Origin of the sequence: Rathayibacter sp. VKM Ac-2856, from assembly GCF_013205055.1 — a bacterium.
Classification (GTDB): Bacteria; Actinomycetota; Actinomycetes; order Actinomycetales; family Microbacteriaceae; genus Rathayibacter.
The window spans coordinates 1,054,531-1,070,020 of sequence record NZ_JABMLF010000001.1; the positions used below are offsets into that span (position 1 = coordinate 1,054,531).

The window sequence follows — 15,490 nt, forward strand, 5'->3', positions numbered from 1 at the left end:
CCGCTCCCTAGACTGTTCGCCATGATCCGACGCGCCGCGCCCGCCGCTCCCCGAGCGCTCGCGGTGGCCGTGCTCACGGTGATGCTCGGCGGTCAGGCGCTGCGGAACCTCGCCGGCTGGTGGGGCTGGGGCGTCGTCGTCGCGGCGCTCCTGGTCGGCGTCGTGGTGATGCTGGCGCGCGTGCGCCCGCGACTGCGCTGGAGCCGGACGCCCAAGGCGCTCGTCGCGTTCCTCGCCCTCGCGGTGCTCTCGCTGCTCTGGTCGGCCTACCCCGGGGCGAGTGCGATCGGCGTCGTCGCGCAGCTCGCCACCTCGCTCGGCGGCGTCGCCCTCGCCCTGACGCTCAGCACCGGGCAGTTCGTCACCGCGCTGGGCCGAGCGCTGCGGATCACCGCGGGCGCGTCGCTCCTCTTCGAGCTCGTCGTCGCCGTGATCGTCCGCGCCCCCGTGCTGCCGTTCGTCATCGACCTGCCGACGGGCCGCATTCCGGACGCCTTCTACTGGTCGCAGGCCGCCCTCTTCACCGGCGAGCCGATCCAGGGCGTCGTCGGCAACCGCAACCTCCTCGGCTTCATCGCCCTGCTCGGGCTCGTCGTCGTGCTGATCGAGCTGGCCGCGCGCACCGTTCGCCCGCGCTGGGCCGCGGTCTGGATCGTGCTGTTCGCGGCGACGCTCCTGCTCACCCGCTCCTCGACCGTGCTGCTCTGCGCCGTCGCCGTCGCGGCCGCCGCGGTCTTCGCGCTCTGGGCCCGGCGTCGCGGCGAGTCGGAGCGGCGACCCGTCTACCTCACGGCCGCCGCGACCGCGGTCGTGCTCGCGGGCGGCGCGATCGCCGGCTGGAGCACGCTGCTCGGCCTGCTCGGCAAGAGCGACGACGCGACCGGCCGCCTGGACATCTGGCGCTCGGTCTGGGCGCTCGCCTCCGAGCGGCCCGTCGTCGGCTGGGGCTGGGTCAGCTACTGGGCGCCCTGGGCCGCCCCCTTCGACACCCTCGCCGAGCGCAAGGGCGTGCTCTACCTGCAGGCGCACGACGCCTGGCTCGACGTCTGGTTCCAGCTCGGGATCGTCGGGCTCGTGCTCTTCACGGCCCTGGTCGTCTCCACGCTCTGGCGCGCCTGGTTCCGCGCCGTCGACCGCCCGCGCCGCAGCGCGACGAGCACGCTGCCCTACTCGGCCGTCTCGCTCGCCCCGCTCCTGGTGATGGCCGCCCTGCTCGCCCAGGCTCTGTTCGAGAGCCGGCTCCTGATCGAGAGCGGCTGGCTGCTGCTGGTCGCGCTCGCGGTCCTGACCAAGCAGCCCGCCAACGAGGAGGAGGACGCGCTCGCCGCCGAGCCGATCCCCCTCGCCGGGCAGCGCGCCACCCGATGACGGGCGGACGGCCGTCGGCGCTGCCGGCCGCCCTCGCGGACGCGCTGGCGTCCCCGCAGTTCGCGGCGGCCCTCGCGCAGACGTCGCTCGTCGTCGTGCTCTGCGCGCCGGCCGTCCGCGGGATGATCGGCTGGCCCGGCTACATCGCCGCGATCGCGACGCTCACCGCCCTCGCCGCCGTCATGCTCGTCCTGCGGCGCGAGCTGCTCGACTGGGAGGGGCTGCTGCCCACCAGCATCCTCGTCTTCCTCGGCTGGATCGCCCTCAGCACGCTCTGGAGCGGCTACCAGTGGGCGACCGCCTCGAGCGTGCTCTACCAGTTCGCGCTCGCCTTCCTCGCGATCGCGATCGGCCTGACCCGCGACATCATCCAGGTCATCCGCGCCGTCGGCGACGTGATGCGGGTCGTGCTGATCGGCTCGCTGGCGGTCGAGGTCCTCTCCGGGATCCTGATCGACCGGCCGCTGCGCTTCCTCGGCGTCGAGGGCCTGCTGGCGGCCGGCGGTCCGATCCAGGGCCTGGTGGGCACCCGCAACCAGCTCGGGCTCGTCTGCCTCCTGGCGATCGTCACGTTCTCCGTCGAGCTGATGACGCGCTCGGTGGCGCGCGGCCCGGCCCTCGCCTCGCTCGCCCTCGCCGCGCTCACCCTGGTCTTCACCCGCTCGGCCGTCAGCGCGGGCGTGCTGGTCGTCGCCGCGGTGGTGGCGCTCATCCTCCGCTGGGTGCGGCGCGGCACGGCCGAGCAGCGCCGGCGGCGGCAGTACACGACGCTGACGGTCGTCGCGGCCTCCGCGCTCACCGCCTGGCTCTTCCGCTTCCGGATCGTCGATCTGCTGAACGCGGGCAGCGAGTTCGAGTTCCGCGTCACGCTCTGGCAGCAGGTCTGGCGGTTCACCGACCTCGCGCCGATCATCGGCTGGGGCTGGGTGGGCTACTGGCGCACCGACCTCTATCCGTACAACGCGATCGACTTCCTCTCCGGCCGCCCGCACTCCTCCAGCCTCAACGTGCTGTTCGACCTGGCCCTGCAGGTGGGCGTCGTCGGCGCCGCCCTCTTCCTCGTGCTCGTCGGCCTCGCCCTCTGGCGCTCCTGGCTCATCGCCTCGGAGCGCAAGGCCGTCGTGCACGTCTGGCCGGTGATGGTGCTCACCGTGCTGCTCGTGACCTCGCTCGCCGAGAGCGCGCTGCTCGTCGACGCCGGCTGGCTGCTCCTGGTGATCTGCGCGATGCGCGCGGCGCAGGGCCTCAGCTGGCGGCGGCTCCTGCACCCCGCCGACCGGCCCGGCGGTCTGCCGCGACAGCCCGGAGCACCGCCAGGTGCTCCGCCCGGCAGCGCTCCCAGCTGAACCGGGCCGCGCGCTCGACGCCCTTCGCGCCGAGCTCGGCCGAGCGGTCGATCGCCTCGAGGATCCCGTCGGCGATCGAGCGCGGATCGAGCGGATCGACGAGCACCGCCGCATCACCGCAGATCTCGGGCAGCGAGCCCGCATCGGCGGCCGCAACCGGGCAGCCGGACGCCATCGCCTCGATCGGCGGGAAGCCGAAGCCCTCGTAGAGGCTCGGGAAGGCCAGGACCGCGGCGCGCCGGTAGATCTCCGCCAGGTCCTCCTCGCTCACGTGCCCGCGCCACTCGACGAAGTCGGGCAGCGGGCCGAGCTTGTCCAGGTCGCCGCCGGTGAGGACGAGGCGCAGATCGTGGCCGTCGGCGCGGAGGAGGCGCATCGCCTCGAACAGGCGGGCGTGGTTCTTGTGCGGCCAGGCGCGGGCCGGGTAGAAGACGAAGTCCTCCCGCTCGCCCAGGTGCGGGCGGAACCGCTCGGTGTCCACGCCGAGGTGCGAGACGTGGACGCGCTCCTCAGGGATGCCGAGCAGCTCGACGATGCGCCCCTTCGTGAAGGCGCTGATGGTGATGATCGCGTCGGCGCGGCGCGCGGTCGCCTCGTAGGCGATCCGCCGGAAGACGCGCTCGACGCGGGGGAAGAGCTGCGGCAGATCGCGGTGCTGGAGGTCGAAGACCATCTGCACGTGGCCCTGGCGCCGCGAGGGCCAGGGCAGCGGGACGGTGAAAGGGAAGTAGAGGATCTCCTCCGGTCCGAGCAGCCGCCGGAGCCGCAGGGTGCGCGCCAGCGCCTGCAGCATCCCGGTCGCGCGCCGGCGGTGGCCCGCCCCGCTGACGACGCCCTCGGCCACGATCTCCGGCACGCCCTCGCTGAAGCCGCGGGCGTTCTCGGGGACGAGCGCCTGCACGCGCAGCCCCTCCTCCCCCGGTCGCGGCACGAGCAGGCGGGTCAGGGCGCGGGCGTAGGTCTCGCCGCCGCCCATCCCGCCGGGGTCGACGGTGAGCACGGCGAGCGTGACGGGGAGGCGTTCCGGCATGGCGTCCAATCGGGTCCGGCGCTGCGATCGGGTCCGGGCCGGGTCAGGATACCCGCGCCCGCCCGCCGGCGCCCGCCTCCGGGTGGCGCTCCACGGCGGTGCTCCCCGGCCCGGCGGAGCCCGGTGGGTAGTATGTAGCCCGCTGTCACCGACCCCGACGAAACGGACCACCACGTGCCCCGCGCTTTGATCACCGGAATCACCGGCCAGGACGGCCTCTACCTCGCCGAGCTGCTGCTCGAGAAGGGCTACGAGGTGTTCGGGCTCGTCCGCGGGCAGAACAACCCGAAGTACGAGCTGGTGCGCCGCACCGTCCCCGAGGTGACGCTGCTCACCGGCGACCTGACCGACGTGTCGAGCCTCGTCCGCGTGCTCGCCGCCGCCCAGCCCGACGAGGTCTACAACCTCGGCGCGATCTCGTTCGTCGCCTACTCGTGGGAGAACGCCTCGCTCACGACCGACGTGACCGGCAAGGGCGTGCTGAACATCCTCGAGGCCGTCCGCCTCTACGCCGGCGACGACATGTCGCGCGTGAAGTTCTACCAGGCGTCCTCGTCCGAGATGTTCGGCAAGGTCCAGCAGGTCCCCCAGAGCGAGGAGACCCTCCTCTGGCCGCGCTCGCCCTACGGCGTCGCCAAGGTCTTCGGTCACTACATGACCATCAACTACCGCGAGTCCTACGGGATGCACGCCTCCTCGGGCATCCTCTTCAACCACGAGTCGCCCCGCCGCGGCCCGGAGTTCGTCACCCGCAAGATCAGCCTCGCGGTCGCCCGCATCAAGCTCGGCCTGCAGGAGACGCTGGAGCTCGGCAACCTCGACGCCAAGCGCGACTGGGGCTTCGCCGGCGACTACGTCGACGCGATGTGGCGCATGCTGCAGCAGCCCGAGGGCGACGACTACGTGGTCGCCACCGGCGAGACCCACGAGATCCGCGAGTACCTCGACATCGCCTTCAACCACGTCGGCATCGAGGACTGGACCCCCTACGTCACGCAGAACCCCGCGTTCATGCGCCCGGCGGAGGTCGACCTGCTCATCGGCGACCCGGCGAAGGCGCGCGACGTCCTCGACTGGCAGCCGAAGGTCTCCTTCCCCGAGCTGGTCTCGATGATGGTCGAGAACGACCTCGCCGAGCAGTCCGCACTGATCAAGTAGCCGCCGTGCCCGCAGCGTTCGTCACCGGAGCGAGCGGACAGGACGGGGGCTACCTCGTCGAGCGTCTGCTCGCCGACGGCTGGGAGGTGTCCGCGCTCGTGCGCGACGAGGACGCCTCCCTGCCCGAGTCCGTCCGCCCCTTCCAGGGCGATCTCCGCGACGCCGCCGGCCTCGGCCGCGTCGTCGCCCGGGCGGAGCCCGACGTGGTCTTCCACCTCGCCGGGATCTCGTCCGTGGCGCAGTCCTGGAAGGAGCCGGTGCTGACCGCCGAGGTCACCGGCACCGCGGTCGCCGCCCTGCTCGAGGCCTCGCTGGCCCTGCAGGAGTCGGCGGGCCGCGAGGTGCGCTTCGTGCAGGCCTCCTCCTCGGAGATCTTCGGCGCGGCCGTGGAGAACCCGCAGACCGAGTCGACGCCGATCCGCCCCGTGTCGCCCTACGGCGCCGCGAAGGCGTTCGCGCACCACCTGGTCGGCGTGTACCGCGGCCGCGGGCTGCACGCGTCCTCCGGGATCCTCTACAACCACGAATCGCCGCGCCGTCCCGAGAGCTTCGTCACCCGGAAGATCACGGCCGGCGTCGCCGCGATCGCCGCGGGCACCGAGACCGAGCTCTCGCTCGGCAACCTCGACGCGCGGCGCGACTGGGGCTGGGCGCCCGACTACGTCGACGCGCTCGTCCGCGCCTCGCGCGCCGAGGAGTCCGGCGACTACGTCGTGGCGACCGGCGTCGCCCACTCCGTCCGCGAGTTCGTCGCCGCCGCCTTCGCGGCCGCCGGCATCGAGGCCTGGGAGGAGCGGATCAGGATCGATCCGCGCTTCGCCCGCCCCGTGGACGCCCCCGAGATGCGCGGGGACGCGTCGAAGGCCCGGGCCGAGCTCGGCTGGGCGCCGACGGTCGCCTTCGAGGAGATCGTCGCCCGCATGGTCGAGCACGACCTCGAGCTCGCCCGCACCGCGCACTGATCGTCCGGCCCGGCCCCCCTCGGGGCCGGGCCGGATCGCTCCGCGTCGACGGCCTAGCGGCCGGTGACGGACGCGTCGGTGCTGACGTCGGTGGTTGCATCGACGCCCTCGGGCGCCTCGGCTCCCTCGACGAGGTAGTCCCAGACGCGCGCCGCGTACTGATCCCACGTCCCGCCGTCGATGGCCAGCGCCTCGGCGGTCAGCCGCTCGTGCAGCGCCGTGTCGGTCAGGAGCCGCTCGAGCGCGGCGGCGATGTCCTGGTCGTCGTGGGGATCGACGAACAGGGCGCCGCCCTCGGACGCGACCTCGAGCATGCTGCCGAAGCCGGACGTGATCACCGGCGTTCCCACGGAGAGCGACTCGACGATCGGCAGACCGTAGCCCTCGTTGATCGAGGGGAAGATCGTGCAGTGCGCCAGGCGGTACGCGCTCCAGAGCAGGGCGTCCGTGATGGAGGACAGCGAGCGCACGGGGCGCCCGAAGCCCTCGAGCACCTCCAGGCGGTAGAGGAACTCGGCGCTGTTCCACGCGTTGCCGCCGATGAAGACGAGGCTGAACTCCAGCCCGCGGCGCCAGAGCAGCTCGGCCGCGTGCAGCACGGCCAGGTGGTTCTTCCGGGGCTCGTGGCTGCCGACGCAGACCACCAGCGGCAGATCGTCGGTCACGAGCGAGCGGGCCGCGGTGGCCAGCTCCTCCTCGGTGACGTCCTCGGGCTGCGAGGGCAGGAGGATCGGCCGGATGTCCGGACCCGCCATGCCGATGCTGCCGAGCATGTGGCGCCAGCCCGAGTACTCGGTCGCGGCGGCCGACGAGATCGTCGCGATGCGGTCCATGTGCGACACCGCGACGAGCGTGCGCGAGAAGGCCGCGCTGATGCCGGTGCTCGCCGTCTCGGCGGTGGTCACCGGGACGCAGTCGAAGCCGATCGTGCCGGTGCGATTGCCGCTGAACTCGGCCAGTGCCGCGATGCGGGAGGTCCGCTCGTCCTCGACCGCGAGCTCGGGCAGGATGTACGTGCCCTCCCACGGGACGATGACGCGGGACCGGTCCTCCTCGGCGTCCCGGACGTCGCCCGCGACCGCGTTGCGGCTCTGCTCGGGCGTCAGCAGGACGAGGGACTCGTGCGTGCTGTCCCAGCCCGCCAGCAGGACCTCGTGGTCGCGGGACCACCGGGCGATGCTCTGCCGGACGACGCGCTGGATGCCGGTCGCGAGACCGGTCCGCGCGGTGTGGTGGACGTCGATCACGACGGCGCCGACGACCACCTGGACGTCGGGGTGGTGGAAGCGCGCGAAGACGCGGTCCGACGCGATCGTGGACGCCGCGTGGCGCAGCAGGCCCGCGGTGCCGCCGAGGCGCGCACGGCGGCGGCCGTCGACGACGTCCTCGCGGCGCGGCAGCGTGCCGCGGAGCACGGCCAGCACGAGCCAGACCTCCCGGTCGCTGGGGGCCGGCAGGAGGACGCTCAGCTGCCCGGTGAGCGCGTCGACGCTCGACAGCGGCTCGACCGAGGGGGCGAGGGTGCGGACGAGGGTCGCGAGACGCTCGACGAGGTACTGCTTACTGCGCACGACGCGCCTCCTCGGACTCGGTGGGCTCGGACTCGGCGGGCCGGGTCGCGACGGGCTCGGACTCGAGGAAGGCCGAGGGGGCGACCAGCGCCTCCCACAGCTCCGCGGCGTAGTCGTCCCAGGTGCGCGCCGGGCGCTCCACGGCCTCGCGGCGCAGGCGCTCGAGGAGCTCGGTGTCCGTGAGCAGGGCGCGCATCGCGTCGATCAGCTCGTCGTCGGACGCGGGGTCGATCAGGACGCAGCCGCCGTGCTCGGCGATCTGCGCGGTGCTGCCGAACTTCGAGGTGAGCACGGGCAGCCCGATGGAGAGCGCCTCGGCGACCGGCAGTCCGTAGCCCTCGTGCAGGGACGGGAAGGCGAGGAACCGCGCCTCCCGGTAGCTGCCGACGAGCACGTCGTCGCCGACCCCGCGGAGCACCTCGACCGGTCGGCCGTCCGCCACGAGCTCGCGCACGCGCGGGTCGAAGACCTGGTGCGACCACGGGTTCGCCCCGCCGATGAAGCGGAGACGGAAGCGCAGACCGGCGCGCCAGAGCACCTCGGCGGCGTGCAGCACGGCGAGGTGGTTCTTCCGCGGCTCCTGGCTGCCCACGCAGAGCACGAGGGGCAGCGACGAGGTCCTCTCGCCGACGGCGCGGATCCCGTCGGGCAGCTCGACCGGCAGCGGCACGGCCTGGACCGAGGGACCGGTGAGGCCCTGCGCCGGGAGCGCCTTGACGAAGCCGCCGTACTCGAGGGCGGCGGCGGAGCTCACCGTGGCGACGCGCGCGGCGTGCTTCACGACGGAGAGGAAGTTGACGTAGCGCACCGTCTCCTCGGGCGGGACCGTGTCGGCGCTGACGACGGGGATGGCGTCGTGGCCGAGGATCACGACCTCGTTGCCGGAGTGCTCCGCGAGCGCGGACAGCGGTCCGCACTGGTTGTACTCCGGGACGGAGGGGATCACGACGACGCTGCGGTAGGGCACCACGAACTCGGTCCGCTCGGGATCGCCGTGGCGCCAGGCGCGGCGGTCCGACGCGGCCCAGTCGACCACGCGCTCCCGCTCGATCGGGCTGAGGCGGCGGAAGGAGAGGGAGCCGTGCACCCAGGCGACGGGGATGATCTCGTGCGCCGCGTCCCAGCGGGAGACGGTCTGGCGCACGACGCGCTGCACGCCCGTGTTGTGGCCGTGCCGAGCGGGGAAGTCGACGTCGACGAGGACGGCGCCGGTGACGACCTCGACCTTCGCGTCGAGATCGGCGAAGCCGGTCGCGGTGCGCGATCCCGCCTCCAGGAAGATGCGCAGCGCCGCCTCCTCGGGAGCCAGCGCGATCGCGCGCCGGAACCACTGGAAGAGCCCGCTGGTCGGGTAGGCGGCGGTGAAGGCCACCAGCGCCACCCAGGTCAGCTCGTCGTCGCCGCGCCGGCGGATCTCGCGCGCCACCTCGTCGAGGTAGGGGCCCGGACCGCGGCCGAGGAGGGAGCGACGGGTGTCCTCGTCGAAGAGGAGCGCGCCGATCTGCTCGAGGCGCTGCAGCATCGCCTCGGACCGCTCCGCGCGGGCGGCGGCGGTGCTCTCGCTCATCGCGCCCGACCGGACAGCCGGCGCTTGGCGAACCGCGCCGTGTGGCCGATGGCGCCCGGCAGCCCGAGCTGCCGCACCCGGATCTGGAAGGTGCGGACCATGCGCAGCGGCTTGGTGACCCGCCAGGAGAGGGTCTGCTCGAAGCCGCTCGCGGTCACGCCGCCGACCTGGATCCGCTCGACCCACAGGTCGAAGGGGTCGTTCAGCAGGGCGTCGACCTGGCTGCGCAGGCGCCGGAGCTCGGTGGCCTCGTCGCCGGAGGACGCGTCGCGCGACGGGCCGCCACTCGAGGACTCGTCGGCCGAGACGAGGTCCTGCAGGCTCGGGTCGGCGGAGATCGGAGCCTCCTCGGCGGAGCCGCCGAGTTCGGGGACCGGGTCGCCGGCACTCTGGGCCACAGGCTCCAGGGGGACGTCGGATGGCTGCGTGGGCATGGCGAACACCTCGTTCGTGTCGTTCAGTCGGCGAGCGGAGACAAGACTACCGGCGATGCGGCCGCGGTCGACGCGCTCACCGGCCTCACCGCTCAGGTCGACACGTATAATGATGCGGTCCGTCGCACGGCGGAGGCCGAGACCTTGGAGTTCCATGCCCATCAGTCCAGTCGATCGCGCACGCTCGATCGCCGACGAGCCCTTCCAACTCGCCGGCACGACCTCCGCGGTGGGCGGGGGTTCCGGCGGCTTCGTCGCCTCGCTCCTGGAGATCCTCCGGCACCGCGAGCTCCTGCGGCTCCTGGTCGGCCGCGAGCTGAAGTCCCGCTACAAGGACAGCAGCCTCGGCTTCGTCTGGAGCCTCGTCCGGCCGCTGATCATGCTGCTGATCTACTACGTGGCCATCGGCCAGATCCTCGGCGCCTCGCGCGGCGTGCCGAACTTCGCCATCTTCGTCTTCTCGGGGCTCACGCTCTGGGGGCTGTTCAGCGAGATCGTCACCGCCGGCACGACGTCGATCCTCGGCAACGGCGGGCTGATCAAGAAGGTCTACCTGCCGCGCGAGATCTTCCCCGTCGCCGCGATCGGGTCCGCGCTCTTCAACTTCGCGGTCCAGTTCGTCGTGCTGATGGTCGGCGCGGTGCTCACCGGCTCGCTGGTCTTCGGCCGGAATCTGCTCTACATCCTCCCGGCGCTCGGCATCACCCTCGTCTACGGACTGGCGTTCGCGCTCGCATTGTCGGCGCTGAACGTCTACCTCCGCGACGTGCAGTTCCTCGTCGAGGTCGGCCTGCAGATCTTCTTCTGGCTGTCGCCGATCGTCTACGCCTGGAACTTCGTCGTGACCGCGACGACCGGCGCCGGACGCGGCTGGCTCGAGCAGCTCTACCTCTTCAACCCCATGTCCAACGCGATCCTCGCGTTCCAGCGGGCGATCTGGGGCGACGGCTCCCGCGTCAGCGTCATCGAGGGCAACGAGATCGCCCCGCAGGTCTGGCCGCCCGACATGGCGCTCCGCCTCATCATCGTCTTCGCCGTCGGGGTGGTGTTCGTCTGGATCGGGCACCGGATCTTCCGGCGCCTCGAGGGCAACTTCGCCCAGGAGATCTGATCGTGACCCTCACCAGCAAGGCGGAGTCGGCCTCGACCCCCTCCCCCAGCCCCACCGTCGTCCGCGTGCGCGGCGCGTCCAAGCGCTTCGTGATCCGCAAGGACAAGTCGTTCAAGGAGCGCATCGTCAACTTCGGCCGCGGGCGCAAGCACCGCGACGAGTTCTGGGCGCTGCGCGACGTCGACCTCGAGATCCCGCTCGGCTCCACCGTCGGGCTGATCGGCGCCAACGGCTCCGGCAAGAGCACCCTGCTGAAGCTGATCGGCGGGATCGTCCAGCCGACCACGGGCACCGTCGAGCGCCGCGGGCGCCTGGCCGCCCTGCTCGAGCTCGGCGCGGGCTTCCACCCCGACCTCACCGGGCGCGAGAACGTGTACCTTAACGGCGCGATCCTCGGGCTGTCCCGGGCGGAGCTCGACGGCAAGTTCGACGCGATCGTCGAGTTCTCGGAGATCGCCGAGTTCATCGACACCCAGGTGAAGTTCTACTCGTCGGGCATGTACGTCCGGCTCGCCTTCGCGATCGCCATCCACACCGACCCCGACCTCCTGCTGGTCGACGAGGTGCTGGCCGTCGGCGACGAGCCGTTCCAGCGCAAGTGCATGGACCGCATCCGCGCGTTCCAGCGCGCCGGCAAGACGATCGTCCTGGTCACCCACTCCCTCGAGCAGGTCGGCGAGCTCTGCGACCGCACCATCGTGCTCGAGAAGGGCAACGTCGTCTTCGACGGCGAGACGTCGGAGGGCCTGCAGGTGCTCCGCGAGAGCTTCGAGGACCGCCGTCAGGCCCGCCAGGAGCGCGAGGCGGCGGCCGCGGGCGCCGAGGACGAGCCCGCTCCGACCCTCATCGACATCCTCGGCTGCCAGCTGCGCGGCGGCTCGGTCGAGCACGGCGGCATCGTCGTCCGCAGCGGCGAGTCGCTCGAGTTCGACGTCACGGTGCGCACCAGCCGCCCGGTCGACGACTGGAACATCGGCATGGGCATCGACACCCCGCTCGGCCAGCGCGTCTTCGGCACCAACACCGAGCGCATCGGCACCCCGCTCTCGAGCGTCGACGGCGAGATGACCGTCACGTTCACCCTCCCCGACCTGCACCTCGGCGGCGGCAACTACGCCGTGCACGCCTCGGCCGGCACGTTCTCGCAGGGTGAGACCACGCGGACCCCGGTCGCGGCGACCTTCACGGTCGAGCGCTCCTCCGTGCACGACGGCGTCGTCGACATCGACTCCGAAGTCCGCGTCAGCCGGCCGTGAGCGCGGCGCGCGGCCGGCTCCTGGTCGACGCGACCGCACTCACCGCTCCGCGGCTGACCGGCGTGGGCCGGGTGCTGCTCGGGATCCTCCGCGCGCTCGACACGGACGAGGTCGCGGCGCGTGCCGAGGTGCTGCTCGTGGTGCCGGCCAGCGAGGCGCCCGCGCTGGAGCGCTTCGGCTTCCGCCGCCTCCGCATCCGGCCGGTGCGGCTCCCCCGCCGGCTGTGGAGTGCGCTCACCCGGCTCCCGGCGCCGGGGATCGACCTGCTCCTCGGGCGCGGCGGCTACTTCTTCCCGAACTTCCGCTCCTGGCCCCTCGCCCGCTCGCGCTCGCTCACCTTCGTGCACGACGTCTGCTTCGCGGTCCTGCCCGAGCTCGTCCCGCGGGAGCGCCGCGAGATGCTCGCACGCGAGGTCCCGCGCTGGCTCGGCCGCACCGACGTCGTGCTCACCGGGACCCCCTCGTCCGCACGGGAGATCACGACCTCGCTCGGGGTCGCCGCGAGCCGCGTGCGCGTGCTGCCGACCACCGTCGACGTCGAGCTCTTCCACCCCCGGAGCACCGCCGAGGTCGACCGGGTCCGCGCGGCGCAGTCGCTCGGCCGCTACCTCCTCTTCGTCGGCTCGATCGAGAAGCGGAAGAACCTCGCGACCCTCGTCGACGCCTACGCCGCGGCCGAGCGGCCGGCCGGGCACACCCTGCTCCTGGTGGGCGGGGACGGCTGGGACAACGCCGACGTGCACACGGCCGTCGGGCGGGCCGTCGCCGCCGGCGCGGATGTGCGCTTCGCGTCCGGGTACGTGCCGGACGAGGACCTGCCCGCGCTCCTGACCGGCGCGGACGCGGTCGCGATGCCGTCCTGGCACGAGGGCTTCGGCCTGCCCGCCCTCGAGGCGGTCTGCTGCGGCAGTCCGGTGCTCGCGGCCGACATCCCGGGACTCCGCGACGCGCTCGCGGGCCGCGAGGAGGACGCCGTCTTCGTCGCTCCGGCCGACCGCGCCGGCTGGGTCGCCGCGATCGAGGACGCCCTCGCGGCACCGCGGCGGATCCCCGCGAGGGCGGTACCGGGCTGGGACCGCACGGCGCAGCTGCTGCTCGACCTGGCGCTCGACGGAACCGTCTGAGCCGACCCGCACGGGCGGCGGATCAGCGCGGGCAGTGGATCAGCGCAGGCTCCGGATCAGCGCAGGCGCGGGATCCGGCCGGTGTCCGCCGCGGCGGCCTGATCGTCCTCGAAGAGGGCGGCGGCGGCCTGCTCGGCCTCGCGGTTCGCGACCACACCGCCGCTGCGGTGGTGGCCGAACACCCAGAAGCGGTAGAGCACGAAGCGGAACGCCGTCGCGAGCAGGAGGCCGATCACGTTGGCCGAGATGTTGTCGGCGACGAGGTTGTCGAAGCCGAGGACGTAGTGCGAGATGTAGAGCGGCAGCAGGTTGACCAGCATGCCCGCGACGGCGACGACGCTGAACTCGGCGAGCTCGAGCAGGTAGTTCGCCCGGCGGTGCTCGCGGAAGGTCCAGTAGCGGTTGCCGAACCAGGTGACGACGGTCGCGGCGGCCACCGCGACGACCTTCGCGCCGATCGGGCCGGAGAGGAGGTGCTCGCCGCCGATCCCGCCGACGCGCAGCAGGTTGAAGACGGTGATGTCGACGACGAGGCCGAGGATCCCGACGACGCCGAACTTCAGCACGTACGAGATCATGCCGCTGTAGAGCGCCTTCGCGAGCGCGACGGGACCCCTCCTCGCCATCGGGTCAGGCCCCCGCGGTCTGCGGCGGTCGGGTGCGGGAGCCCTCGCGGACGCGGATCTTGAGCAGGATCCAGAGCGCTTCGAAGCCGTCCTTGACGGTGATCTTCTTGCCCTCCTCGCGGGTGCGGGCCTTGTAGCTGATCCCGACCTCGTAGGGGCGGTAGCCGCGGGCCAGTAGCTTCGCGGTGACCTCCGCCTCCATCCCGAAGCCCTTCTCCTTGATCTGGAGCGAGCGGTAGAGGCTGAGCGGCATCAGCTTGAAGCAGGTCTCGACGTCGGAGACGTAGGCGTTGAACAGGATGTTCGTGATCAGGTTCACGCCCTTGTTGCCGATGACGTACCAGTAGGAGAACGAGGTGTGGCTGCCGAAGGTGCGGCTGCCGTAGACCAGCTGCGCCTCACCGTCGAGGACGGGCTGCAGCAGCGACGGGATCTCGCTCGGGCGGTACTCCTCGTCGGCGTCGCAGATGATGACGTAGTCGCCGGTCGCCTCCTGGACGGCGCGGCTGATCGCCGCGCCCTTGCCCTGGTTCACCGGCTGGTGGAAGACGCGGATGCGGGGGTCCTCGAGCGCGTCGAGGATCTCCTTCGTGCGGTCGCGGCTGCCGTCGTTGACGATGACGAACTCGATGTCGACGCCGTCCTGGAAGCGGACCGCGAGGACGCGGTCGACGGCCTTCTGCAGGGTCGCCTGCTCGTTGTAGACGGGCATGAGGATGGAAAGCTTCACGGCGGGATTCTCTCTCGTACGACACTCGGCGCGCTCGGCGCTCGAGGGATGCGGGGGCCCGTCGTGCGAGGGGCTCGGTGCGGGGCGGCCCGGCGCTCGGCGGGCGCGGGGCTAGGGCGCGGTGACCGCGGTGGACTCGAACCAGGCGATCGTCCGCGTGAGCCCGTCCTCGAGCGGGACCCTCGGCTGCCAGCCGAGGATCTCGCGCGCCTTCGTGATGTCGGGCTTCCGGCGCTCCGGGTCGTCGATCGGCCGGGGCTCGTAGCGGATCTCCGAGTCGCTGCCGATGATCGCGACGATGCGGCGGGCGATCTCGCCCAGCTCGAGCTCGTCGACCGAGCCGAGGTTGATCGGGCCCGAGTCCGTCGAGTCGGCCATCAGCAGGATGCCGGCGACGAGGTCGTCCACGTACAGCAGCGAGCGGGTCTGGGTGCCGTCGCCGTGCATCGGGATGGCCGTGCCCGCGAGCGCCGCCTTGACGAACGCCGGGACGGCGCGGCCGTCGTCGATGTCCATGTTCGGGCCGTAGGTGTTGAAGATGCGCACGACGCCGGTGTCGACGTCGAAGTAGCGGCGGTAGGCGAACGTGATCGCCTCGGCGTAGCGCTTGGCCTCGTCGTAGACGCTGCGCGGGCCGTTCGGGTTGACGTTGCCCCAGTACTCCTCGTGCTGCGGGTGCACGTGCGGGTCACCGTACACCTCCGAGGTGGAGGAGACCACGAAGCGGGCGCCGTCGCGCTTGGCGACCTCGAGCAGCGCCTCGGTCACGGTGGAGCCGGCGTGCAGCGTCTCGATCGGGTGGGCGAGGTAGCGCGGCGGGGAGGCCGGCGAGGCGAAGTGCAGGACGACGTCGAAGCGCCCGGGGACGGCGAGCGCGTTCGCAGCGTCGTCCTGGACGAAGGTGAAGCGCTCGTGCCCGCGGAGGGACTCGAGGTTGGCGGTCGAGCCGGTCAGCAGCGAGTCGATCACGACGACGGTGTCGCCGCGGCGGACGATCTCGGCCGCGAGATGGGAGCCGAGGAAACCGGCACCGCCGGCGAGGAGGAACGTACGGGTCACGGTCGAGGACCGCCTCCTCAGGGTGGGGAACGAAGGGGGAGAGCAGACCGGGAGCCCGGCGAAGCCAAATGAAAATACCATAGGGTTCCGGAGCGCCCCCTCCCCCCGCACCGTGCCCGCCCCGGTGCCCGATCGAAGGACGACCGCT

The 15,490-nt window shown here is 72.3% G+C and carries 14 protein-coding genes; 7 read left to right on the top strand and 7 right to left on the bottom strand.

What is annotated here, in order from left to right:
• Nucleotides 1–21: 21 nt before the first annotated feature.
• Both HQQ82_RS04865 and HQQ82_RS04870 read left to right on the top strand, forming a co-directional pair.
• Complete coding sequence (locus tag HQQ82_RS04865) at nt 22–1,368, top strand: O-antigen ligase (protein ID WP_173231898.1); 1,347 nt, start codon at nt 22–24, stop codon at nt 1,366–1,368.
• A complete protein-coding gene (locus tag HQQ82_RS04870; protein WP_173231899.1) occupies nt 1,365–2,714 on the top strand; it encodes an O-antigen ligase in 1,350 nt (449 codons plus the stop codon). The genes HQQ82_RS04865 and HQQ82_RS04870 overlap by 4 nt, the downstream gene beginning before the upstream one ends.
• Here HQQ82_RS04870 and HQQ82_RS20250 read toward each other — a convergent pair.
• Nucleotides 2,614–3,744: a glycosyltransferase family 1 protein gene (locus HQQ82_RS20250; RefSeq protein ID WP_173231900.1), complete on the bottom strand. Its 1,131-nt coding sequence runs from the start codon at nt 3,742–3,744 to the stop codon at nt 2,614–2,616. The two genes, HQQ82_RS04870 and HQQ82_RS20250, sit on opposite strands and share 101 nt — an antisense overlap.
• A gap of 174 nt (nt 3,745–3,918) precedes the next feature.
• On the opposite strand from HQQ82_RS20250, the gene HQQ82_RS04880 reads away from it, so the two are divergent.
• The gene (locus HQQ82_RS04880; RefSeq protein WP_173231901.1) at nt 3,919–4,902 is read left to right on the top strand and encodes a GDP-mannose 4,6-dehydratase; all 984 of its coding nucleotides are present in this window, start codon (nt 3,919–3,921) and stop codon (nt 4,900–4,902) included.
• Between the two features lie 5 nt (nt 4,903–4,907).
• Nucleotides 4,908–5,864: a GDP-mannose 4,6-dehydratase gene (locus tag HQQ82_RS04885; protein ID WP_173231902.1), complete on the top strand. Its 957-nt coding sequence runs from the start codon at nt 4,908–4,910 to the stop codon at nt 5,862–5,864.
• Nucleotides 5,865–5,917: 53 nt separating this feature from the next.
• Here the strand turns inward: HQQ82_RS04885 and HQQ82_RS20520 are convergent, their stop codons facing one another.
• The 3 genes from HQQ82_RS20520 to HQQ82_RS04900 are packed head-to-tail and all read right to left on the bottom strand — an operon-like array spanning nt 5,918 to nt 9,592.
• Complete coding sequence (locus tag HQQ82_RS20520) at nt 5,918–7,435, bottom strand: glycosyltransferase family 1 protein (RefSeq protein WP_173231903.1); 1,518 nt, start codon at nt 7,433–7,435, stop codon at nt 5,918–5,920.
• On the bottom strand, nt 7,425–9,002 hold the full coding sequence (locus HQQ82_RS04895; protein WP_173231904.1) for a glycosyltransferase family 1 protein: 1,578 nt from the start codon (nt 9,000–9,002) through the stop codon (nt 7,425–7,427). The genes HQQ82_RS20520 and HQQ82_RS04895 overlap by 11 nt, the downstream gene beginning before the upstream one ends.
• The gene (locus tag HQQ82_RS04900) at nt 8,999–9,592 is read right to left on the bottom strand and encodes a hypothetical protein (protein WP_173231905.1); all 594 of its coding nucleotides are present in this window, start codon (nt 9,590–9,592) and stop codon (nt 8,999–9,001) included. The genes HQQ82_RS04895 and HQQ82_RS04900 overlap by 4 nt, the downstream gene beginning before the upstream one ends.
• Between HQQ82_RS04900 and HQQ82_RS04905 the strand changes: the two genes are divergently transcribed.
• The 3 genes from HQQ82_RS04905 to HQQ82_RS04915 are packed head-to-tail and all read left to right on the top strand — an operon-like array spanning nt 9,591 to nt 12,927.
• Nucleotides 9,591–10,547 (top strand): ABC transporter permease, encoded by a 957-nt coding sequence (locus tag HQQ82_RS04905; protein ID WP_173231906.1) that lies wholly within the window; start codon nt 9,591–9,593, stop codon nt 10,545–10,547. The two genes, HQQ82_RS04900 and HQQ82_RS04905, sit on opposite strands and share 2 nt — an antisense overlap.
• A gap of 2 nt (nt 10,548–10,549) precedes the next feature.
• Nucleotides 10,550–11,803: an ABC transporter ATP-binding protein gene (locus tag HQQ82_RS04910; RefSeq protein ID WP_367947816.1), complete on the top strand. Its 1,254-nt coding sequence runs from the start codon at nt 10,550–10,552 to the stop codon at nt 11,801–11,803.
• Nucleotides 11,800–12,927, top strand: a complete 1,128-nt coding sequence (locus tag HQQ82_RS04915) for a glycosyltransferase family 1 protein (RefSeq protein ID WP_173231907.1) — start codon at nt 11,800–11,802, stop codon at nt 12,925–12,927. Before HQQ82_RS04910 ends, HQQ82_RS04915 begins: the two co-directional genes overlap by 4 nt.
• Nucleotides 12,928–12,983: 56 nt before the next feature.
• On the opposite strand, the gene HQQ82_RS04920 is transcribed toward HQQ82_RS04915, so the two are convergent.
• The 3 genes from HQQ82_RS04920 to HQQ82_RS04930 form a co-directional block, all read right to left on the bottom strand.
• Nucleotides 12,984–13,553 carry a GtrA family protein gene (locus HQQ82_RS04920; protein WP_254071173.1) on the bottom strand — a complete coding sequence of 190 codons (570 nt, stop codon included), beginning with the start codon at nt 13,551–13,553 and terminating at the stop codon, nt 12,984–12,986.
• A 4-nt stretch (nt 13,554–13,557) separates the two neighbouring features.
• Entirely contained in the window at nt 13,558–14,283 is a 726-nt protein-coding gene (locus HQQ82_RS04925; RefSeq protein WP_173231908.1) for a glycosyltransferase family 2 protein, read from the bottom strand.
• A gap of 111 nt (nt 14,284–14,394) precedes the next feature.
• Nucleotides 14,395–15,342 (bottom strand): NAD-dependent epimerase/dehydratase family protein, encoded by a 948-nt coding sequence (locus tag HQQ82_RS04930; RefSeq protein WP_367947817.1) that lies wholly within the window; start codon nt 15,340–15,342, stop codon nt 14,395–14,397.
• Between the last annotated feature and the right edge of the window lie 148 nt (nt 15,343–15,490).